Source organism: Kosakonia beeri, from assembly GCF_054165705.1.
The window spans coordinates 4,833,717-4,854,633 of record NZ_CM135106.1; the positions used below are offsets into that span (position 1 = coordinate 4,833,717).

The window sequence follows — 20,917 nt, forward strand, 5'->3', positions numbered from 1 at the left end:
GAACCTTTGCGAAAACCTCCGCAAAGAAAAAAAGATAAAGAGTAATGTCGAACCAGGAGATAACCATGCAGGTCAGCAGAAGACAGTTCTTTAAGATCTGTGCTGGCGGTATGGCAGGAACGACGGCTGCGGCGCTGGGTTTTGCCCCCAACATCGCCCTCGCGGAAACACGGCAGTATAAACTGCTGCGCACCCGTGAGACCCGTAATACCTGCACATATTGCTCCGTTGGCTGTGGGCTGTTGATGTACAGCCTCGGCGACGGCGCAAAAAACGCCAAAGCATCCATTTTTCACATTGAAGGTGACCCGGATCATCCGGTAAACCGTGGGGCGCTCTGCCCGAAAGGCGCAGGTCTGGTAGATTTTATTCACTCAGAAAGCCGCCTGAAATACCCGGAATATCGCGCGCCGGGTTCCAATAAATGGCAGCAAATCAGCTGGGATGAAGCCTTTACCCGCATCGCGAAACTGATGAAAGAGGATCGTGACGCTAACTACATCGCGAAAAACGCGGAAGGTACTACCGTCAACCGCTGGCTAAGCACCGGTATGCTGTGTGCTTCCGCCTCCAGCAATGAAACCGGCTATTTAACGCAAAAATTTACCCGCGCACTCGGCATGTTAGCCGTCGACAACCAGGCGCGTGTCTGACACGGACCAACGGTAGCAAGTCTTGCTCCAACATTTGGTCGCGGTGCGATGACCAACCACTGGGTCGACATGAAGAACGCCAACCTTATCATTGTGATGGGTGGGAACGCGGCAGAAGCGCATCCGGTGGGATTCCGCTGGGCGATGGAAGCCAAGATCCATAATGGCGCGAAGCTGATTGTTATTGATCCGCGCTTTACGCGTACCGCCTCTGTTGCGGATTTTTATACGCCAATTCGTTCCGGTACTGACATTGCATTCCTGTCAGGCGTACTGCTGTACCTGATTACCAACGAAAAATACAACCGCGAATATACCGAAGCCTATACCAACGCCAGCCTGATCGTGCGTGAGGATTTTGGCTTTGAAGAGGGCCTGTTTACCGGCTATGACGCGGAAAAACGGAAATATGACAAAACCAGCTGGAGCTATGAGCTGGATGAGAAAGGTTTCGCCAAACGCGATACCACGCTCACCCATCCACGCTGCGTATGGAACCTGCTGAAAGAGCATGTTTCCCGCTACACGCCGGAAGTCGTGGAAAACATCTGCGGCACGCCAAAAGCGGACTTCCTTAAAGTCTGTGAATACATTGCCGAAACCAGCGTGCACGATAAAACCGCTTCATTCCTGTATGCGCTCGGCTGGACACAACACTCTATCGGTGCTCAGAACATCCGTACCATGGCGATGATCCAACTGCTGCTGGGCAACATGGGCATGGCGGGCGGCGGCGTGAACGCCCTGCGCGGTCACTCCAACATTCAGGGACTGACAGACCTGGGTCTGCTGTCACAGAGCCTGACTGGCTATCTGACGCTACCGAGCGAAAAACATACCGACCTCCAGACTTACCTTACTGCCAACACGCCAAAACCGCTGCTGGAAGGCCAGGTGAACTACTGGAGCAACTACCCGAAATTCTTCGTTTCGATGATGAAAGCCTTCTTCGGCGATAAAGCGACAGCGGAAAACAGCTGGGGCTTTGACTGGCTGCCGAAATGGGACAAAGGCTATGACGTCCTGCAGTACTTCGAAATGATGAGCCAGGGTAAAGTGAACGGCTACCTCTGCCAGGGCTTTAACCCGGTGGCGTCGTTCCCGAACAAAAATAAAGTGGTTGCCTCACTGTCGAAGCTGAAGTTCCTGGTGACGATTGATCCGCTCAATACAGAAACCGCTAACTTCTGGCAAAACCATGGCGAGTTTAACGACGTCGATCCGGCTAAAATCCAGACCGAAGTATTCCGTCTGCCTTCTACCTGCTTTGCGGAAGAGAACGGCTCTATTGTCAACTCCAGTCGCTGGCTGCAATGGCACTGGAAAGGCGCTGATGCGCCGGGCGATGCGCTGAACGACGGCGAAATCCTGGCGGGCATCTTCCTGCGTATGCGTCAAATGTACGCCGCAGAGGGCGGAGCCAACCCGGAACAGGTGCTGAATATGACCTGGAATTATTCGACGCCGGAAAACCCCGCGCCGGAAGAGGTCGCCATGGAAAGTAACGGTAAAGCGCTGGCGGACATTATCGATCCGGCAACCGGTACAGTACTGGCGAAAAAAGGCGAGCAGTTAAGCACCTTCGCCCATTTGCGCGACGACGGCACCACTTCCAGCGGTTGCTGGATTTTCGCCGGCAGCTGGACACCGAAAGGCAACCAAATGGCCAACCGCGATAACTCAGACCCGTCAGGTCTTGGCAATACGCTGGGCTGGGCATGGTCGTGGCCGCTTAACCGCCGCATTCTCTACAACCGTGCTTCCGCTGATCCACAGGGCAACCCGTGGGATCCGAAGCGCCAGTTGCTGAAATGGGACGGTGCGAAATGGGGCGGCTTTGATATTCCGGATTACAGCGCTGCCGCACCAGGCAGTAATGTCGGGCCGTTTATCATGCAGCAAGAAGGGATGGGCCGTTTGTTTGCCCTCGATAAGATGGCCGAAGGACCGTTCCCGGAACATTACGAACCGTTTGAGACGCCGCTGGGTACTAACCCGCTGCATCCAAAGGTTATCTCTAACCCGGCAGCCCGCGTCTTCAAAGACGACATGGCCGCGATGGGTAAAAAAGAGGCGTTCCCGTATGTCGGTACGACCTACCGTCTGACCGAGCATTTCCACTACTGGACCAAGCACGCGCGGCTTAATGCCATCGCGCAGCCGGAACAATTTGTAGAAATCGGCGAGAAACTGGCGGGCAAATTGGGCATCACACAGGGCGATACTGTGAAGGTTTCCTCCAATCGCGGCTATATCAAAGCCAAAGCGGTGGTGACCAAACGTATTCGCACGCTGAAAGTGAACGGTCAGGATGTCGATACTATCGGTATTCCTATTCACTGGGGTTATGAGGGTGTGGCGAAGAAAGGCTTTATCGCCAATACGTTAACGCCGTTCGTCGGCGATGCGAACACCCAGACGCCGGAATTCAAGGCGTTCCTGGTGAATGTGGAAAAGGTATAACGGAGACGACTTATGGCTTATCAATCGCAAGACATCATCCGTCGTTCCGCGACTAATGGCTTTACCCCCGCGCCGCAGGCGCGGGATCACCAGCAGGAAGTGGCGAAGCTTATTGACGTCACTACCTGTATCGGCTGTAAAGCCTGCCAGGTGGCCTGTTCCGAGTGGAACGATATTCGTGACGAAGTGGGGCATAACGTCGGGGTGTATGACAACCCGGCGGATCTGACCGCCAAATCATGGACCGTTATGCGCTTCTCAGAAGTGGAACAAAACGACAAGCTGGAGTGGCTGATCCGTAAAGATGGCTGCATGCACTGTGCCGATCCAGGCTGCCTGAAAGCCTGTCCTTCGGAAGGGGCTATCATTCAGTATGCTAACGGCATTGTCGACTTCCAGTCTGAGCAGTGCATTGGCTGCGGTTACTGCATTGCCGGTTGCCCGTTCGATGTACCGCGTTTAAACCCGGAAGATAACCGCGTTTATAAATGTACGCTGTGCGTTGATCGTGTGACCGTCGGCCAGGAACCGGCTTGTGTGAAAACGTGCCCGACCGGCGCTATCCACTTTGGCTCCAAAGAGGATATGAAAACCCTGGCTGGCGAGCGTGTTGAAGAACTGAAAACCCGTGGTTACGAGAACGCGGGTCTGTACGATCCTGCAGGCGTTGGCGGTACACACGTTATGTATGTGTTGCACCACGCCGATAAACCGAACCTGTATCACGGTCTGCCGGAAAACCCGGAAATCAGTGCGACGGTTAAATTCTGGAAAGGGATCTGGAAGCCTCTGGCGGCGGTCGGCTTTGCCGCGACCTTCGCAGCCAGCATCTTCCACTATGTCGGTGTCGGTCCGAACCGGGCAGAAGAGGAAGATGACAACCTGCATGAAGAGAAAGACGAGGTGCGCAAATGAGAAAACGTGACACCATCGTGCGCTACACGGCGCCAGAACGAATCAACCACTGGGTCACTGCCTTCTGCTTTGTACTGGCGGCGGTGAGCGGGCTGGGGTTTTTCTTCCCCTCCTTCAACTGGTTGATGGGTATTCTGGGCACGCCGCAACTGGCGCGCATTCTCCATCCGTTCGTCGGCGTGGTGATGTTTGCGTCGTTTATAATCATGTTTTTCCGCTACTGGCACCATAACCTCATCAATAGGGATGATATCTTTTGGGCGAAGAATATTCGTAAGATCGTCGTCAATGAGGAAGTGGGTGACACCGGGCGCTATAATTTCGGTCAGAAGTGTGTGTTCTGGGCGGCGATTATTTTCCTGGTGTTACTACTGGTAAGCGGCGTGGTTATCTGGCGCCCTTACTTCGCGCCAGCGTTCCCGATTCCGGTGATACGAATCGCCCTGATGGCGCATTCATTTGCCGCAGTCGCGTTAATTGTGGTTATTATGGTGCATATTTATGCCGCCCTGTGGGTGAAAGGCACCATAACCGCAATGGTGGAAGGCTGGGTTACCAGCACGTGGGCGAAGAAACATCACCCGCGCTGGTACCGGGAAGTTCGCAAGACAACGGAAAAATCAACTGAATGAGTATTCGCATAATCCCGCAAGATGCGCTGGAGAAGAGCGATAAACGCACGGCGGAAGTGATTCCGCCGTTATTATTCCCCAGACTGAAAAATCTCTATAACCGCCGCGCAGAGCGTCTGCGCGAGCTGGCGGAGAGTAACCCGCTGGGTGATTACCTGCGCTTTGCCGCACTGATCGCCCATGCTCAGGAAGTGGTGCTGTACGATCATCCCCTGCAGATGGATCTGACTGCGCGCATTAAAGAAGCCGCTGAACAGGGTAAACCGCCGCTGGATATCAACGTGCTGCCGCGCGATCCGCACTGGCACAAATTGCTGCACTCTCTGATTGCCGAGCTGAAGCCAGAAATGAGTGGCCCGGCGCTGGCAGTGATTGAGAACCTGGAAAAAGCGTCCGCCCTGGAACTGGAAGCAATGGCCAGCGCGCTGTTCGCTGCTGACTTCGCCTCGGTGAGCAGCGATAAGGCCCCCTTTATCTGGGCGGCGTTGTCGCTTTACTGGTCGCAAATGGCGAGCCTGATCCCCGGCAAGGCACGCGCTGAATATGGTGAACAGCGCCAGTTCTGCCCGGTATGCGGTTCGATGCCGGTTTCCAGCGTCGTACATATTGGCACCACTCAGGGGCTGCGTTACCTGCACTGCAACCTGTGCGAAACTGAATGGCATGTGGTACGGGTGAAATGCAGTAACTGCGAGCAAACCCGCGATTTACACTACTGGTCGCTGGATAACGAACAGGCACCCATCAAAGCTGAAAGCTGCGGTGATTGCGGCACCTACCTGAAGATCCTCTATCAGGAAAAAGACCCAAATGTTGAACCCGTGGCGGATGATCTAGCCTCGCTGGTGCTGGATGCCCGCATGGAGCAGGAAGGTTTTGCCCGTAGCTCCATCAACCCGTTCTTGTTCCCCGGCGAAGGGGAGTAAATCACGCAGGTCGTGGTAAGCGCCACTTACCCGGCCTGTCATTTATTCGGTGTTATGTCACCTCTCTGTGGTCAGACCCCACCTGTTTTCGGCTACCGGACAGCCGCTCTGTTTTTGCCGCTCCTATGCAAGCAAATTGAAACACGAAAATCACGCTCACGCGTCGGATTCCATAATCGTGCTGTCACAGTAATCAGCCATTCCCATTTCGCGCAAACCAGGCTATAAAAACTGGATATTTATACAGATAAAAGGATGTCGGAATGGCACTGGAAAAGGGTATTGCTGGCCTTGTCAGCGACTTTATCGCCGCCGGGCGCCCGTCGGCACGGACGAAGAGTATTGATGAACGGCGGGCGGAGTATGTCGCCAGTACCGCGCTTGCCGGAGAGAAAGAAACCCGCGTACACGTTGAAGACATCACGCTTGATGGCATCACGTTACGTCTCTTTTCCCCGTGCAACGCCAGTGGCGTATTACCTGCGCTCATCTATTACCATGGCGGCTGTTTCATTAGTGGTGGTTTCGCCACTCATGACAATCAACTGCGCCAGCTCGCTTATTACAGCGGCTGTCGGGTTATTGCCGTTCAGTATCGCCTCGCGCCGGAACATGTCTGGCCTGCCGCGCACGACGATGCGCAAAAAGGTGCTGAAGTAGCATGGAAAAACGCCGAAAAGCTGGGCATTAACCGCGAGAAGATCACCCTGGCGGGCGATAGCGCAGGCGGACACCTGGCGTTGGTCACGGCTCTGCGATTAAAAAACGAGGCGGCCTGGCAACCTGCCCAGTTGATCCTTATCTACCCCATGCTCGATGCCACCGCTTACTTCGATAGCTATACCTTCAATGGCATTGACTACGTGGTAACGCGTGACGCTTTACTCTCAGGTTACGAAATGTACCTTGGTGATACTGACCGACTGCAATCCGATGTCAGCCCATTATGGCGCGATGATTTTTATGGCCTGCCGCCTGTACACATTCTCACCGCAGAGTTTGATCCGCTGTGTGATGAAGGCGAAGCACTGTATAAACATTTAACGGAACAGGGTGTCACCTGTACCGGCTCCCGTTACCAGGGTGTAATCCACGGTTTCTTCCAGTTGGCAGGTATCAGTCAGGCAGCCAGAGAGGCTATAAGAGATGTGGCGGCCAGGGTGGCCAGAGTGTAGCGGTAAAACAGTGCGCCAGGGCGAATTCAGGCGCACTGCCGGTTACTCTTCTTCGTTTCCGCCTTCAATATACGAGCCGAAGGGCCTGGCTGGCAGCACAATGTAAATGCCTTCGAAAATCGCGCCCTGCTTGTCCTCCCCAAACAGTTCGACCTGCAACTGAACGCGCGCTTTACGCCCGCGCGCCAGCCTGTCGAGATCGCCGCTTAACGAGCCCAGATCGGCAATCGCGCTCGGTTTACCGGTAATTGGCGTGCTGTAACGAATATGCGCATCCGCGAGAATAATGGTGCCGCCAAGGTGGCGTTCGCGTAGCATCAGCCAGATTAATCCCCAGCCCGTCAGCGTCGCCAGCGAGAAGAGGCTGCCGGCAAATAACGTATGGTGAGGGTTCTGATTACCCGTTTCCGGCATGGTGGTAATAAATTTCTGCCCGGTGTACTGCTGAATGCGCACCCCCATTTTTTCACTCAATGGAATATGCTCATACCAGGCTTGCTGTAACTGCCCGCACCAGTCGCCACGGTGCAGAATGTCATCCAGCGTCGCCACCGGTTTTATCATCAGAAAGTGGCGCAACGGTGTGGTTTGTGGCGCGGTGATCTCGCCTTCATTTACAAACCCCAGTTTCGCGAAAAATGCCACTGCATCTTCGCGGGCGCTACAGGTCACTCGTTTCACCCCTTCCTGGCGGGCAACGGACTCTAGCGTCATCGCCATTAACGTTCCCAGCCCTTTATCCTGCACGGAGGGGTGCACGGCCATAAAGCGGATCGAACCTTCGTTATCCGCATTGATGTAGAGCCGCCCTACCGCCACGAGATTGCCTTCTTCATCAACGACCATCTGGTGATGCGCCATGGCATCCCATGCGTCACGCTCGGAGCCTTTCGGCTGATGCAACGGCTTACGCAGCATTTCCCAGCGAAAGGCATAATAGCGCTCTAACTCTTCTTCAGTTTGCGGTACGCGAAGATGATACATAGCTGTATTCTCTCTTGTTACCCGGGGCCACTCCGCTAGCTGGCTCATACTTGCAACCAGAACGTTACGGGGCCGTCATTGACCAGTGAGACCTGCATATCCGCAGCAAATCGTCCCGTTTGCGTCACCATCTCCTGGCTACGGCAACGCTCAACAAAATAGTCGTACAAGGCTTCGGCTTTTTCCGGTGCCGCACCTTTAGAAAACCCCGGGCGCATACCACGTTCCGTATCTGCCGCCAGGGTAAACTGGGAAACCACCAGCACGCTACCCCCCGCCTGCTGGACATTAAGATTCATCTTCCCTTCGGCGTCGCCAAAAATACGATATCCCAGTACACGCTCGCACAGGCGATTCGCTTTTTGTTCGTCGTCATCCCTTTCGACCCCTAACAACACCAAAAGTCCCGGGCCAATTTCCCCCGTCACCTCACCCGCCACGCTAACGCTTGCACGGGAAACGCGTTGTATTAATGCAATCATGGTTGGTTTGCTTCTTCTTGTTGTGCTGCTTTTTTGAGTTTTCGGTATTCACCGAGAGTGACAGTAATTTCAGCGCCAAGCAAGACGATACACCAGGTCCAGTAGACCCACAGGAACAAAATAGGGATCACCGCCAGCACACCATAAATAAGCTGGTAAGAGGGAAACATGGTGATATAGAGGCCAAAAAGCTTTTTACCCAGTTCAAAAAATAGCGCCGCCACAAAAGCGCCGACGATAGCATCGCGGTTTGGTACACGCGTTGTTGGCACAATACTGTAGAGCAACCAGAACGAGATCCACGACAATACCAGCGGGAAAATTCGCAGCAGATAGTCAATTTCGCTGTTTAACTGACTGGCCCAACGCAACGACAGCAAGTAGGAACTGATCACCAGGCTTGCTCCCGCCAGCAGCGGCCCAAGCGTGAGGATCATCCAGTACACAGCAAACGAATAGATATGTGGGCGCACGCGCGTACTGCGCCAGATGGCGTTCAGCGCAGAGTCTATGGAGTACATCAATAGCAGTGAGGTTACTATCAGCCCGCATGCCCCCACTGCCGTCATCTTGCTGGAGTTGGCGACAAACTGCTCAATGTAGTTCTGAATAACGTCGCCAGTGGTGGGGATAAAATTGGCAAAGACGAAGTTCCGCAACTGAATGCTGACTTCAGAAAACATGGGGAAAGCGGCAAACAGGGCAAAAACCACCGCTATAAAGGGTACCAACGAGAGCAATGAGACGTAGGCGAGATTGCCCGCCAACGTCGTCATATGATCTTCATCAATACGCCGCCATAGCAGTTTTAACCAGGACCACAGCGGCCGCGTATGATGTTTTGCCCGGTGCCGGACATGTTTCAGCATAACTGTTTCGCGAAATAGTCGGGGATTGTCGCCTTATCCGTTACCAAAATGCTGGTAATCCCAAGCTGGCTTGCACCGGCGATATTGTCGCTATTGTCGTCAAAAAATACGGCATCTTCCGCAGACACACCTTCCAGTGCTAACACCTGCTGATAAATACGCGCTTCTGGTTTGCGCATTCCCATCTCCTGGGAGAGATAGATGTGATCCGCTGCGGCACGGATTTCCGGATATTGTTCCGGCCAGTATGTCGTATGCAGCCGATTGGTATTGGACAACACCACAACCCGGTGCCCTTGCGCGCGCAGTGTATGCATGATCGTAATGACTTCCGGACGCAGGGCGACAAACACCGCCTGCCAGCCGGTAGAGAATTGTTCATAACTTAATGGAAGCGCCATCTCTTCGCACATCGCTTTGGCGAAATCCTCATCGCTTATTTCCCCACGTTCATGCTGATGAAACGGCTCTCCCATCGTAAAACTCTGTTTTAACGTTGCCAGCGGTACGCGGCTGAAATCGCTCCAGGCACCCAATACCCGGTTAAAGTCGATATCGACAATCACATTACCTAAATCAAAGATATAGAGCATTTCTCTCTCCTTGCCAGCCGTGGAGAATTAACTGTAGCGGGAAAGGCCAGCTTTGACTATGCGCGCATCCAACCACCTGGCGCATCTTGATTATTTTGGTTTTCGGCAGTAGAGGGAGGGCACGTTCGATGTTGAGATAAGATACGCGCCTTCGTATTCCTCAATGGTCATACTCAGCTCTCTGTTCGGCGTGCGGTAAAACCCCGGCAATGTGGCTTTGATGTCCACCTCATCGGCGGTATCGGCAAAGGTTTTAGCGATCTTGTCATTGGATAACACCCGTGTCTGGTGATCACCATTATAGTGAAAATAGATACTGCGATTGATATCCGAGACAGTTTGCCCGGTCAGTTTGCCTGTTATCACCGCAACGCCTTTGCCGTTTCCCATTTGGTATGAAACCGTTCCGTCAAAACGTTTATTACCTACGTTCCACTCAACAACACCAACACACTTTAACGCGTGCCGTAAGGAGTGAGAATAATATAACCAGCCGCTGGTAAGTATTGCCAGGGTAAAAGAGAGAAGCAGTAATATTAAGCCGCCCGACCTGTTCATGGCTTGCGCATCCAGTAAAAATAGGTTGAACAAAACGCCGCTTTTTCTTTTCGCGCATCTTTATCGCAAACAAAAGCCACGATGCGTTCCGCTTTACTATAACCCGACAAAAAAATCGTATGATTGCTCAGGCAGAGTTCAGGATTTTGACTAATCAGCCCAAAATAATTATCAAGAAAGAGTTCATTGGGGGCGTAAAAAATTTTGCATGGTTTATCTGCCTGGATACGAAGCGAAACCGGAACATAATCGTTAAAAGGTAACGTCAGCCGCGCCTGGTAGAGCAGGCCACAATTTATTACCGTTACCAGGCTGAAGATAAACACACCAGCCCATATCCACCGCGAGTTACCTTTCCTGGGATACGAAGCCAGAATAACCTCACCGGTTTGCACTGGCTCTGATGCAACCATCGTAGCAGGAGCAACCGCAGATGATGTGGCCGAGTCCACCGCAGAAGCAGTAATGGTTTCAACCGTAGTTAACTCTTCGAGCATTAAACCCCGGCGCGAGATAGTTTTCACTGTGTTACGCGGTAATCCCACTTCCTCTAACGCATTCCTCAGTGTCAGTATCGTCTGATAAAACGTATTCGGCGTGGTGACATCATTCCTTTCTCCCCAACCCGCTTTCATCAAAACATTCTGTGAAACAACCTCGCCCGGATGGGTAATTAGGTAAAGAAAACAAAGAGTAGCGGGCAATTGCAAAAAAAGAACCTGGCCTGTCTGACGGTTAGCCAGGCTTTTCTTATCGGGATTGAACTCGACCAGTTCGTTAATGAGAAACAATTTTCTCGCCCTCAGTAATTTCTGCATCTTCAAAATAATAGCCCAATTTTATCTAAATGATATTAACACACATCAAAGATCATGTAGTCGAATGAGATAAGAGAATAAGACTCATTAAAATCTTAAAAAATACAGAGAGTTACAAGCCATAAATCTTAGTCAAATATCAACTAATACTGTTGATGTTAATTGATTATAAAACTGCACTGTTTGTATTTATATTTGGATAAAAATCTTAGCAGCAATACAACCGGAGTTGAATGAAGTCAAAGTGAAACTACCTTATCACGCTAAAAGTGTTTAGCAAGCACTTCAATTAAATAAATACCTTACCGTCTAAAAAAATAAAGGCGGTGAAGCCCGCTATTAATAAATGAAATTAACGCGCTTTTGAAAAGCGTGGTGGACATTATTTCCCCCAAAGGAGGAGGAAAATGACAAGCTCATTAAAACATTCACAATTAGCCATGGCTATTTCTGCCATATTAGCGTCTACATTATTCTCTGCTAACGCAGCAATTATTGATTTCGATAATTTACCTGCAAGTGGTTTGGTGACCGATTTGCCTGCGGAAATCCAGGCGTTGATTCCTTCAACTGCGAGTGCAAATTACACCAAAAACACCTCTGATCCTAATTATGTCTATCAGTGGAATGCCGGAAGCATTCCTGTATTTGGTAATGGTATTACGCTGAATGGGCCCGGCGCTGAAGCATTTGAGCACTCTGTAACGGTTATACAGAACTCTACGACTGGAAGTCCGGGTGTGATTTTTGGCGATGACCTGACCATCTATACGCAATCCAAAGTTGCCGCAAATAACGGCAAAGATGTGGACGGCATTCGAACCCACGGTACCAATAACCCAAATAACCCGGTATTTGTGATCACCGGCGACCGCACCAAAATTTACGTTAACGGGGAAAGCGGTGACGGCATTAATGCCGGTTACAGCTCATTCAGTCAGGGGTTTCTCGGTTCCGCCAACATTTATGTTGGCAACGATGCGTATATTGAAACGACTGGCAGCACCGGTCGCGGCGTTACGGCGTATGCAATCATGGATGCCAGCGCAGCAAAAAATAACATCATTCTTGGTGATCGCGCACATATCGTTACCCGGGGCAACTACGCCGAAGGTATTCGTACCAACCAAAGCGGTTCTTACGTACGCCTGGGTCAGGATGCTGTAATTGAAACGTTCGGTAAATCTGCGTACGGCGCTTATGCCGGATCCTCCTCGAAAATTGAACTGGGGAAAAACGCGGATATTACAACCAGCCAGGACGGTGCAAGCGGTGTTTACTCTGCGAGTTCTTCGATCGTCTCTTTAGCTGAAGGCGCTTCTATTACCACCAGCGGTGCCGGAGCTTTCGGGGTGTACTCAACGAATGCGATCGTCAATCTCGGTAATAACGCATCAATCGCGGTAAATAACGCCAGCGGCACCGCATCTTCCGGTTTGCACGCGTTGTCGAAGGGGAAAATCAATCTGGCGGGAGGTGCGGCTATTACCATGGCCGGCGACAATGCCAGCAAGAACTACGCAATGTCGACGGTCAGCGGTGGGGTGATTGATGCTTCGGCGGGCGGAAAATTCATCATTGACGGCGATCTTTCTTCTTCGGGTGATAACAGCGCTATTTCACTCAACATGAAGGATAGCTCACAGTGGGAGGGGGCATCCTATATTACAGGCGCCGGAACAACATCCGTCACAATGAGCGATGCCGTATGGAATATGACAGACAGTTCCACGCTGACCAGCCTGACGCTGAATTCAGGTGCGGTGGTCAACGTTCTGCACGATAACGACGGATTGTGGAAAACTCTGACGGTAAACGGTGATTACACCGGTAACGGCGGTACGCTCACCTTTAATACTGTGCTGGCTGATGACACCTCCGAAACAGACAAAATGATTGTCAAAGGCAATACCGCCGGTAACACCTTTGTCGCCATTAATAATATTGGCGGAACGGGGGCACAGACTGTTGAAGGTATTGAAATTATCGAAGTCGAGGGCAACTCCGACGGTACCTTTGAAAAGGCAGGCCGTATTGTTGCAGGTGGTTATGACTATAACGTGGTGAAGAAAGAGAGCAACTGGTACCTGACCAGCGAAGTGGAACCTGAACCCACTGAACCGGAAGGCCCGGAACGTCCTGTAGGGCCAGTGGACCCGCTGAAACCGCAACCCGGAGGAAAACACCAGTATCGCCCTGAGTTCGGCAGCTACCTGGCCAACAATTATGCAGCGAATACGCTGTTCCTGACCCGTCTGCATGACCGCCTGGGCGAGACACAGTACACCGATATTTTCACTGGCGAAGCGAAAACCACCAGCTTGTGGCTGCGCAATGTCGGCGGACATAATCGCTTCAAAGATGGCAGCGGTCAGTTAAAAACCAGCGGCAATCGGTATGTGATGCAAGTGGGTGGAGATCTGGCGCAATGGAGTACAGACGGCCTTGACCGCTGGCATATTGGCGCAATGGCAGGCTATGCCAACAGCCAGAGCCGGACAAAATCGAACCTCACAGGTTATCACTCACGCAGCCACATCAACGGTTACAGTGTAGGTTTGTACGGCACCTGGTATGCCAACGAGGCCGATAAAACCGGTACCTACGTTGACAGTTGGGCACTGTATAACTGGTTTAATAACAGCGTGATGGGCCAGGAACAGGCGACGGAGAAGTATAAATCTAATGGCATTACTGCCTCTGTTGAAGCAGGTTACAGCTTCAAAGTGGGTGAAAATGAACAGCACAGCTTCTGGGTGCAGCCTAAAGCCCAACTGGTATGGATGGGAGTCAAAGCGGGTGAACACCGTGAACAAAACGGCACCCGTGTGAAAGACCAAAGCAGTGGCAATGTGATGACGCGTCTTGGCGTGAAAGCCTACCTTAGCGATCGCGACCCGATAGATGCTGGCAAAGCACGTCAATTTCAGCCATTCGTTGAAGCTAACTGGATCCACAACACGCGGAGCACCCAAGTGAAAATGGATGATGTGAGCAATCACATGAGCGGCACCAGTAATATCGCCGAGCTGAAAATGGGTGTAGAAAGCCGCATTACGCCACGCCTGACAATGTGGGGCAACGTTGCTCAGCAGGTGGGTTCCAAAGGTTACAGCGATACTCAAGGTATGCTGGGCGTGAAATATAACTTCTGACAGAGAGCGTTATAAAAAAAGCCGCTGATATTCAGCGGCTTTTTCATTTACAGAAACGGGAACGAATTACTCTTCTTTCGCACCGCGCATAGCGCGTTTACGATCGTTCTCGGTCAGGTGACGTTTACGAATACGGATAGACTGCGGCGTTACTTCTACCAGTTCGTCGTCATCAATGAATTCCAGCGCCTGCTCGAGGGTCATCTTAACCGGCGGAACCAGAACCGTCGCTTCGTCTGTACCAGACGCACGCATGTTGGTCAGTTTTTTACCGGTCAGGCAGTTCACCGTCAGGTCGTTAGAACGGCTGTGAATACCGATGATCTGGCCTTCATAAACTTCAGCGCCGTGGCCCAGGAACAGCTTACCGCGATCCTGCAGACCAAACAGTGCAAACGCCACCGCTTTACCCTGACCGTTAGAGATCAGTACGCCGTTGTTACGCTGACCCACTTCACCCGGACGCACATCGTCATAGTGGCTGAAGGTGGAGTACAGCAGGCCGGTACCGGAAGTCATGGTCATGAACTCAGAACGGAAGCCAATCAGACCACGGCTTGGGATCACGTAGTCGAGACGTACGCGGCCTTTGCCGTCCGGATTCATGTTTTTCAGATCGCCTTTACGCTCACCGAGTGCCTGCATGACTGCGCCCTGGTGCTGCTCTTCAACGTCCAGCGTTACGTTCTCGAACGGCTCTTGTTTACGGCCGTCGATTTCGCGGAAGATAACTTTCGGACGGGAAACCGCCATTTCGAAACCTTCACGACGCATGTTCTCAATAAGAACAGACAGGTGCAGTTCACCACGACCGGAGACACGGAACGCGTCCGCATCTTCAGTTTCTTCAACACGCAGTGCAACGTTGTGCACCAGCTCTTTATTCAGGCGGTCGAGGATCTGACGTGAAGTCACGTACTTACCTTCTTTACCACAGAACGGAGAGGTGTTGACGTTGAAGAACATGGTAACGGTCGGCTCATCAACAGACAGTGCAGGCAGCGCTTCAACATTCTGCGGATCGCAGATGGTGTCGGAGATGTTCAGCTCGCCCAGACCGGTGATAGCAATGATATCGCCCGCTTCTGCGATGTCACTTTCAATACGCTCCAGCCCCAGGTGGGTCAGTACTTTACCGACTTTACCGTTACGGGTTTTGCCTTCGCTATCAATGATAGTGACTTGCTGGTTCGGCTTCACTTTACCGCGCTTGATACGACCAATGCCGATAACACCAACGTAGTTGTTGTAGTCGAGCTGAGAGATCTGCATCTGCAGGGTACCGTCGAGATCGACATTCGGAGCCGGTACATGGTCAACAATCGCCTGATACAGCGGGGTCATGTCGTCAGCCATGTCTTCGTGGTCCATACCCGCGATACCGTTCAGCGCAGAAGCGTAAACGATCGGGAAGTCCAGCTGTTCGTCGGTTGCATCCAGGTTAACGAACAGGTCGAAGACCTGATCAACAACCCAGTCAGGACGCGCGCCAGGGCGGTCCACTTTGTTGATTACCACGATTGGTTTCAGGCCATGGGCAAATGCTTTTTTGGTCACGAAGCGCGTTTGCGGCATCGGGCCGTCAAATGCGTCAACCACCAGCAGCACGGAATCGACCATGGACATCACACGCTCAACTTCACCACCGAAGTCGGCGTGCCCTGGGGTATCAACGATGTTGATACGGTAATCATTCCATTTGATAGCGGTGTTTTTCGCGAGGATAGTAATCCCACGCTCTTTCTCCAAATCGTTGGAGTCCATCACACGCTCTTGAGTTTCAGCACGTTCGTCGAACGTACCGGATTGCTGCAGCAGCTTGTCAACCAGGGTCGTTTTACCGTGGTCAACGTGAGCAATGATGGCGATGTTACGCAGATTTTCGATCACAACTTTGCCTCAGGCATTAGAAATAGCGCGTTATTGTACACGTATTAATCGAAGGACTAAACAGGATCACAAACATCCTCCGCAAACAAGTATTGCAGAGTTGCTTTGTGATCGCTTTCACGGAGCGTTAAAAGGGGCAATTAACGAAAATTGCACCAATATGGTGCTCAATGTTCACATAGAAGCACTATATTGGTGCAGCTTAACCATCATGGTGCAGCCCTTTTGCACTATACCGTGCATGATAACGCCTTTTAGGGGGCATTTAAAAGTTGGCATAGATTTCGCTTTATCAATAACACGGCAACAACGCCAGGTTTACGCAGTAATAGAAGACCTCGTTACCACGACGACAATGACAAATCCGGGAGAGTTTAAGTATGTCCGCTGAACACGTTTTGACGATGCTGAATGAGCACGAAGTGAAGTTTGTTGATCTGCGCTTCACCGACACGAAAGGTAAAGAACAGCACGTCACGATCCCAGCCCATCAGGTTAATGCTGACTTCTTCGAAGAAGGTAAAATGTTTGATGGTTCTTCGATCGGTGGCTGGAAAGGCATCAACGAATCTGACATGGTGCTGATGCCGGACGCGACTACCGCTGTCATTGACCCGTTCTACGAAGAATCTACGCTGATTATCCGTTGCGATATTCTGGAACCAGGCACCATGCAGGGCTACGATCGTGACCCGCGCTCCATCGCGAAACGCGCTGAAGAGTATCTGCGTTCTACCGGTCTGGCAGACACGGTTCTGTTTGGGCCAGAGCCGGAGTTCTTCCTGTTTGACGACGTTCGCTTCGGCAGCTCCATTTCCGGTTCCAGCGTGGCTATCGACGATATCGAAGGCGCATGGAACACCACCACTAAATACGAAGGTGGTAACAAAGGTCACCGTCCGGCCGTGAAAGGCGGTTACTTCCCGGTTCCGCCGGTGGATTCATCACAGGATCTGCGTTCCACCATGTGTCTGGTGATGGAAGAGATGGGTCTGGTCGTTGAAGCGCACCACCACGAAGTGGCAACGGCGGGTCAGAACGAAGTGGCCACCCGTTTCAACACCATGACCAAAAAAGCGGACGAAATTCAGATCTACAAATACGTTGTGCACAACGTTGCGCACCGTTTCGGTAAAACCGCGACCTTTATGCCAAAACCGATGTTCGGTGATAACGGTTCCGGTATGCACTGCCATATGTCCCTCTCCAAGAACGGTACCAACCTGTTCTCTGGTGACAAATATGCCGGTCTGTCAGAAATGGCGCTGTACTACATTGGCGGCGTAATCAAACACGCTAAAGCCATTAACGCCCTGTCTAACCCGACCACCAACTCCTACAAACGTCTGGTCCCGGGTTATGAAGCACCGGTTATGCTGGCTTACTCTGCCCGTAACCGTTCTGCGTCTATCCGTATTCCGGTTGTCGCTTCCCCGAAAGCGCGTCGTATCGAAGTACGCTTCCCGGACCCGGCTGCAAACCCGTACCTGTGCTTCGCAGCACTGCTGATGGCCGGTCTGGATGGCATCAAGAACAAAATCCACCCGGGCGAAGCAATGGACAAAAACCTGTACGATCTGCCGGCTGAAGAAGCCAAAGAAATTCCGCAGGTTGCAGGCTCCCTGGAAGAAGCGCTCAATGCACTGAACGCTGACCGTGAGTTCCTGACTGCAGGCGGTGTATTCACTGACGATGCTATCGATGCTTACATCGCGCTGCGTCTGGAAGAAAACGACCGCGTTCGCATGACGCCGCACCCGGTAGAGTTCGAACTGTACTACAGCGTTTAAGAAATTTAATACTCAGCGGATTTCTTGTCGTAGTAAGGCGGCAGCTGAACGAATCCCCGGGAGCATAGATAACGATGTGACCGGGATGAGTGAAGGCAGCCAACGCAGTTACGGCGAGAAAGACGCCAGAGGATTTGTTGCCGTGGAACTTTTAGCCCATCCCAGGATGGGCTTTTTTCTCCACCAACAATCTGATCTGACGCGCTTTTTCCAATAAAAAGCTATACTGCACTAAATTAGTGCAACTCTCTGGGAGACTGCTGAATGGCAAGTGGCGTGCTGCCTGATGCTGGGCAGATCCTCAATTCTTTAATCAACAGCATTTTGTTGGTTGATGACACTCTGGCGGTACATTACGCCAACCCGGCAGCGCAACAACTGCTGGCGCAGAGCTCGCGTAAATTATTCGGCACTCCGTTGCCTGAACTGCTGAGCTACTTTTCCTTGAATATCGATCTGTTACGGGAAAGTTTGCATGCTGGCCAGGGATTTACCGATAACGAAGTGACCCTGGTGATTGACGGTCGCTCGCACATTCTTTCACTGACGGCGCAACGTTTGCCGGAGGGCCTGATCTTGCTGGAGATGGCGCCAATGGATAATCAGCGACGTCTTAGCCAGGAACAACTCCAGCATGCCCAGCAAGTTGCGGCGCGTGATCTGGTCCGCGGCCTGGCCCATGAAATTAAAAACCCCTTGGGTGGATTACGTGGCGCGGCACAATTGCTGAGTAAAGCGCTGCCCGATCCGGCGTTACTGGAATACACCAAAGTCATCATTGAGCAGGCCGACCGCCTGCGTAACCTGGTAGATCGCCTGTTGGGCCCGCAACAACCCGGAATGCACGTTACAGAAAGTATTCATAAAGTGGCCGAACGCGTAGTGAATTTGGTGTCGATGGAGCTACCGGAGAACGTCACGCTGGTACGCGATTATGATCCCAGCCTGCCGGAGCTGGCGCACGATCCCGACCAAATCGAGCAGGTATTACTGAATATCGTACGTAATGCGCTCCAGGCATTGGGGCCGGAAGGGGGCGAGATCATTCTCCGTACCCGTACCGCCTTCCAGTTAACGTTACACGGCGTGCGCTATCGTCTGACGGCAAGAATAGATGTGGAAGATAACGGTCCGGGCATCCCGTCGCATCTCCAGGATACCTTGTTCTATCCGATGGTAAGCGGTCGCGAGGGCGGAACCGGGCTTGGGTTATCTATCGCACGGAATTTGATCGATCAACATTCTGGCAAAATTGAATTTACCAGTTGGCCAGGCCATACCGAATTCTCGGTATACCTGCCTATTCGGAAGTAGAGGTGTTTATGCAACGAGGGATAGTCTGGATCGTTGATGACGATAGCTCCATCCGCTGGGTGCTTGAACGCGCGCTCACCGGGGCAGGCTTGAGTTGTACAACGTTTGAAAGTGCCAATGAAGTGCTAGATGCGCTAACCACCAAAACCCCTGATGTACTGCTTTCGGATATTCGTATGCCAGGGATGGATGGGCTCGCATTATTAAAACAGATCAAGCAGCGCCATCCGATGCTTCCGGTCATCATTATGACGGCGCACTCCGATCTGGATGCGGCAGTTAGCGCCTATCAACAAGGGGCATTTGATTATCTGCCCAAACCTTTTGATATTGACGAAGCGGTAGCACTGGTTGAGCGTGCTATCAGTCACTATCAAGAACAACAGCAGCCGCGTAATATTCCAGCCAATGGCCCCACCACAGACATCATTGGTGAAGCGCCGGCCATGCAGGACGTGTTCCGTATTATTGGCCGTCTGTCGCGCTCATCAATAAGCGTGCTGATTAACGGTGAATCAGGAACCGGTAAAGAGCTGGTGGCACATGCACTGCATCGCCATAGTCCGCGTGTGAAAGCGCCTTTTATTGCGCTGAACATGGCTGCCATCCCCAAAGATTTGATTGAATCAGAGCTCTTTGGCCATGAAAAAGGCGCCTTTACCGGGGCGAATACGGTTCGCCAGGGACGCTTCGAGCAGGCCGATGGTGGAACATTATTCCTGGACGAAATTGGCGATATGCCACTGGATGTGCAAACCCGTTTATTGCGTGTGCTGGCTGATGGCCAGTTCTACCGGGTGGGTGGCTATGCGCCCGTCAAAGTCGATGTCCGCATTATTGCTGCCACGCATCAGAATCTTGAGTTACGGGTTCAGGAGGGGAAATTCCGTGAGGATTTATTCCACCGCCTCAATGTGATCCGTGTGCATTTGCCGCCGCTGCGTGAGCGTCGGGAAGATATTCCACGTCTGGCACGGCACTTCTTACAGGTTGCCGCACGGGAACTGGGGGTAGAAACCAAGCAGTTGCATCCGGAAACAGAAGCCGCATTAACGCGTCTGCCGTGGGCCGGTAACGTTCGCCAGCTGGAAAACACCTGTCGCTGGCTGACCGTAATGGCAGCAGGCCAGGAAGTGCTGATTCAGGATCTCCCTGCAGAATTGTTCGAAACGACCGTACCGGAAAGTACGTCGCAGAGCCTGCCCGACAGTTGGGCGACACTGCTGGCGCAGTGGGCGGATCGCGCGCTGCGTTCCGGTCATCAAAATCTGCTTTCGGAAGCGCAACCGGAGATGGAGCGGACATTATTGACTACCGCACTGCGTCATACGCAGGGCCATAAACAGGAAGCAGCGCGCCTGCTGGGATGGGGTCGTAATACTCTGACGCGTAAGCTGAAAGAACTGGGAATGGAATGAACAGCAGGAGAAGTGTAAAGATTGAATTGTTGGCGCAAATTGCGCCTATTTCACGCTTTACTGTTATCCGTAGTTAAGTATGATCTTGCCCGTTCACGGGGGAGTTCATCATGCTGGAATCATTGTTTAACATGGTTACGACAGGCGTCGAAGTCGGCGCATCTGCAAGCCATACACCGCAAACAGCCATTGCGGCTGTGCTTTGTGCCGCGCTGGTTGGTCTGTTTAGCTAATTAGCTTGCGACTGCCTGCGGCACTTCGCGTATCAGGCCTACAACAGGG

At 52.2% G+C, this 20,917-nt stretch carries 17 protein-coding genes; 10 read left to right on the forward strand and 7 right to left on the reverse strand.

Features of this window, described 5'->3' with window-relative positions; all coding sequences use genetic code 11:
• The first annotated feature begins 65 nt into the window (after window positions 1–65).
• The 5 genes from fdnG to ACUY4S_RS22880 all read left to right on the forward strand — a co-directional run bounded on the left by fdnG (window position 66) and on the right by ACUY4S_RS22880 (window position 6,764).
• The gene (fdnG, locus tag ACUY4S_RS22860; protein ID WP_312691499.1) at window positions 66–3,116 is read left to right on the forward strand and encodes a formate dehydrogenase-N subunit alpha; all 3,051 of its coding nucleotides are present in this window, start codon (window positions 66–68) and stop codon (window positions 3,114–3,116) included.
• A 12-nt stretch (window positions 3,117–3,128) separates the two neighbouring features.
• Window positions 3,129–4,031, forward strand: a complete 903-nt coding sequence (gene fdxH / locus ACUY4S_RS22865) for a formate dehydrogenase subunit beta (protein WP_312691498.1) — start codon at window positions 3,129–3,131, stop codon at window positions 4,029–4,031.
• Window positions 4,028–4,663: a formate dehydrogenase cytochrome b556 subunit gene (fdoI, locus tag ACUY4S_RS22870; protein ID WP_312691497.1), complete on the forward strand. Its 636-nt coding sequence runs from the start codon at window positions 4,028–4,030 to the stop codon at window positions 4,661–4,663. Before fdxH ends, fdoI begins: the two co-directional genes overlap by 4 nt.
• Window positions 4,660–5,589, forward strand: a complete 930-nt coding sequence (gene fdhE / locus ACUY4S_RS22875; protein WP_458022941.1) for a formate dehydrogenase accessory protein FdhE — start codon at window positions 4,660–4,662, stop codon at window positions 5,587–5,589. Before fdoI ends, fdhE begins: the two co-directional genes overlap by 4 nt.
• A 263-nt stretch (window positions 5,590–5,852) precedes the next feature.
• Complete coding sequence (locus tag ACUY4S_RS22880; protein ID WP_312691495.1) at window positions 5,853–6,764, forward strand: alpha/beta hydrolase; 912 nt, start codon at window positions 5,853–5,855, stop codon at window positions 6,762–6,764.
• A 42-nt stretch (window positions 6,765–6,806) separates the two neighbouring features.
• Here the strand turns inward: ACUY4S_RS22880 and fabY are convergent, their stop codons facing one another.
• The 6 genes from fabY to ACUY4S_RS22910 all read right to left on the reverse strand — a co-directional run bounded on the left by fabY (window position 6,807) and on the right by ACUY4S_RS22910 (window position 11,068).
• Window positions 6,807–7,748 (reverse strand): fatty acid biosynthesis protein FabY, encoded by a 942-nt coding sequence (gene fabY / locus ACUY4S_RS22885; RefSeq protein WP_312691494.1) that lies wholly within the window; start codon window positions 7,746–7,748, stop codon window positions 6,807–6,809.
• 44 nt (window positions 7,749–7,792) lie between these two features.
• Window positions 7,793–8,230: a D-aminoacyl-tRNA deacylase gene (gene dtd / locus ACUY4S_RS22890; RefSeq protein ID WP_312691493.1), complete on the reverse strand. Its 438-nt coding sequence runs from the start codon at window positions 8,228–8,230 to the stop codon at window positions 7,793–7,795.
• Window positions 8,227–9,099 (reverse strand): virulence factor BrkB family protein, encoded by an 873-nt coding sequence (locus ACUY4S_RS22895; protein ID WP_312691492.1) that lies wholly within the window; start codon window positions 9,097–9,099, stop codon window positions 8,227–8,229. The genes dtd and ACUY4S_RS22895 overlap by 4 nt, the downstream gene beginning before the upstream one ends.
• Window positions 9,093–9,692 carry a glucose-1-phosphatase gene (gene yihX / locus ACUY4S_RS22900; protein ID WP_312691491.1) on the reverse strand — a complete coding sequence of 200 codons (600 nt, stop codon included), beginning with the start codon at window positions 9,690–9,692 and terminating at the stop codon, window positions 9,093–9,095. Before yihX ends, ACUY4S_RS22895 begins: the two co-directional genes overlap by 7 nt.
• A gap of 90 nt (window positions 9,693–9,782) precedes the next feature.
• Complete coding sequence (locus ACUY4S_RS22905; protein ID WP_458022940.1) at window positions 9,783–10,082, reverse strand: YqeJ family protein; 300 nt, start codon at window positions 10,080–10,082, stop codon at window positions 9,783–9,785.
• A gap of 164 nt (window positions 10,083–10,246) precedes the next feature.
• Window positions 10,247–11,068 (reverse strand): transcriptional regulator, encoded by an 822-nt coding sequence (locus ACUY4S_RS22910; RefSeq protein ID WP_312691489.1) that lies wholly within the window; start codon window positions 11,066–11,068, stop codon window positions 10,247–10,249.
• 407 nt (window positions 11,069–11,475) lie between these two features.
• On the opposite strand from ACUY4S_RS22910, the gene ACUY4S_RS22915 reads away from it, so the two are divergent.
• Complete coding sequence (locus ACUY4S_RS22915; protein WP_312691488.1) at window positions 11,476–14,223, forward strand: autotransporter outer membrane beta-barrel domain-containing protein; 2,748 nt, start codon at window positions 11,476–11,478, stop codon at window positions 14,221–14,223.
• Between the two features lie 66 nt (window positions 14,224–14,289).
• Here ACUY4S_RS22915 and typA read toward each other — a convergent pair whose 3' ends face one another.
• Complete coding sequence (typA, locus tag ACUY4S_RS22920) at window positions 14,290–16,113, reverse strand: ribosome-dependent GTPase TypA (protein ID WP_312691487.1); 1,824 nt, start codon at window positions 16,111–16,113, stop codon at window positions 14,290–14,292.
• Window positions 16,114–16,493: 380 nt separating this feature from the next.
• On the opposite strand from typA, the gene glnA reads away from it, so the two are divergent.
• From glnA to ACUY4S_RS22940, 4 genes are all read left to right on the forward strand, one after another.
• On the forward strand, window positions 16,494–17,903 hold the full coding sequence (glnA, locus tag ACUY4S_RS22925) for a glutamate--ammonia ligase (RefSeq protein WP_312691486.1): 1,410 nt from the start codon (window positions 16,494–16,496) through the stop codon (window positions 17,901–17,903).
• A gap of 264 nt (window positions 17,904–18,167) precedes the next feature.
• Window positions 18,168–19,217, forward strand: a complete 1,050-nt coding sequence (gene glnL, locus ACUY4S_RS22930) for a nitrogen regulation protein NR(II) (protein WP_312691485.1) — start codon at window positions 18,168–18,170, stop codon at window positions 19,215–19,217.
• Between the two features lie 8 nt (window positions 19,218–19,225).
• The gene (gene glnG / locus ACUY4S_RS22935; RefSeq protein WP_312691484.1) at window positions 19,226–20,635 is read left to right on the forward strand and encodes a nitrogen regulation protein NR(I); all 1,410 of its coding nucleotides are present in this window, start codon (window positions 19,226–19,228) and stop codon (window positions 20,633–20,635) included.
• 110 nt (window positions 20,636–20,745) lie between these two features.
• The gene (locus ACUY4S_RS22940; RefSeq protein WP_312691483.1) at window positions 20,746–20,868 is read left to right on the forward strand and encodes a YshB family small membrane protein; all 123 of its coding nucleotides are present in this window, start codon (window positions 20,746–20,748) and stop codon (window positions 20,866–20,868) included.
• Window positions 20,869–20,917 lie beyond the last annotated feature (49 nt).

Bases quoted from the DNA above. Each gene is read 5' to 3' on its own strand.
- fdxH (WP_312691498.1), top strand. From the start codon at position 3,129: ATGGCTTATCAATCGCAAGACATCATCCGTCGTTCCGCGACTAATGGC.
- fdoI (WP_312691497.1), top strand. From the start codon at position 4,028: ATGAGAAAACGTGACACCATCGTGCGCTACACGGCGCCAGAACGAATC.
- fdhE (WP_458022941.1), top strand. From the start codon at position 4,660: ATGAGTATTCGCATAATCCCGCAAGATGCGCTGGAGAAGAGCGATAAA.
- ACUY4S_RS22880 (WP_312691495.1), top strand. From the start codon at position 5,853: ATGGCACTGGAAAAGGGTATTGCTGGCCTTGTCAGCGACTTTATCGCC.
- fabY (WP_312691494.1), bottom strand. From the start codon at position 7,748: ATGTATCATCTTCGCGTACCGCAAACTGAAGAAGAGTTAGAGCGCTAT.
- dtd (WP_312691493.1), bottom strand. From the start codon at position 8,230: ATGATTGCATTAATACAACGCGTTTCCCGTGCAAGCGTTAGCGTGGCG.
- ACUY4S_RS22895 (WP_312691492.1), bottom strand. From the start codon at position 9,099: ATGCTGAAACATGTCCGGCACCGGGCAAAACATCATACGCGGCCGCTG.
- yihX (WP_312691491.1), bottom strand. From the start codon at position 9,692: ATGCTCTATATCTTTGATTTAGGTAATGTGATTGTCGATATCGACTTT.
- ACUY4S_RS22905 (WP_458022940.1), bottom strand. From the start codon at position 10,082: ATGGGAAACGGCAAAGGCGTTGCGGTGATAACAGGCAAACTGACCGGG.
- ACUY4S_RS22910 (WP_312691489.1), bottom strand. From the start codon at position 11,068: ATGCAGAAATTACTGAGGGCGAGAAAATTGTTTCTCATTAACGAACTG.
- ACUY4S_RS22915 (WP_312691488.1), top strand. From the start codon at position 11,476: ATGACAAGCTCATTAAAACATTCACAATTAGCCATGGCTATTTCTGCC.
- glnA (WP_312691486.1), top strand. From the start codon at position 16,494: ATGTCCGCTGAACACGTTTTGACGATGCTGAATGAGCACGAAGTGAAG.
- glnL (WP_312691485.1), top strand. From the start codon at position 18,168: ATGGCAAGTGGCGTGCTGCCTGATGCTGGGCAGATCCTCAATTCTTTA.
- glnG (WP_312691484.1), top strand. From the start codon at position 19,226: ATGCAACGAGGGATAGTCTGGATCGTTGATGACGATAGCTCCATCCGC.
- ACUY4S_RS22940 (WP_312691483.1), top strand. From the start codon at position 20,746: ATGCTGGAATCATTGTTTAACATGGTTACGACAGGCGTCGAAGTCGGC.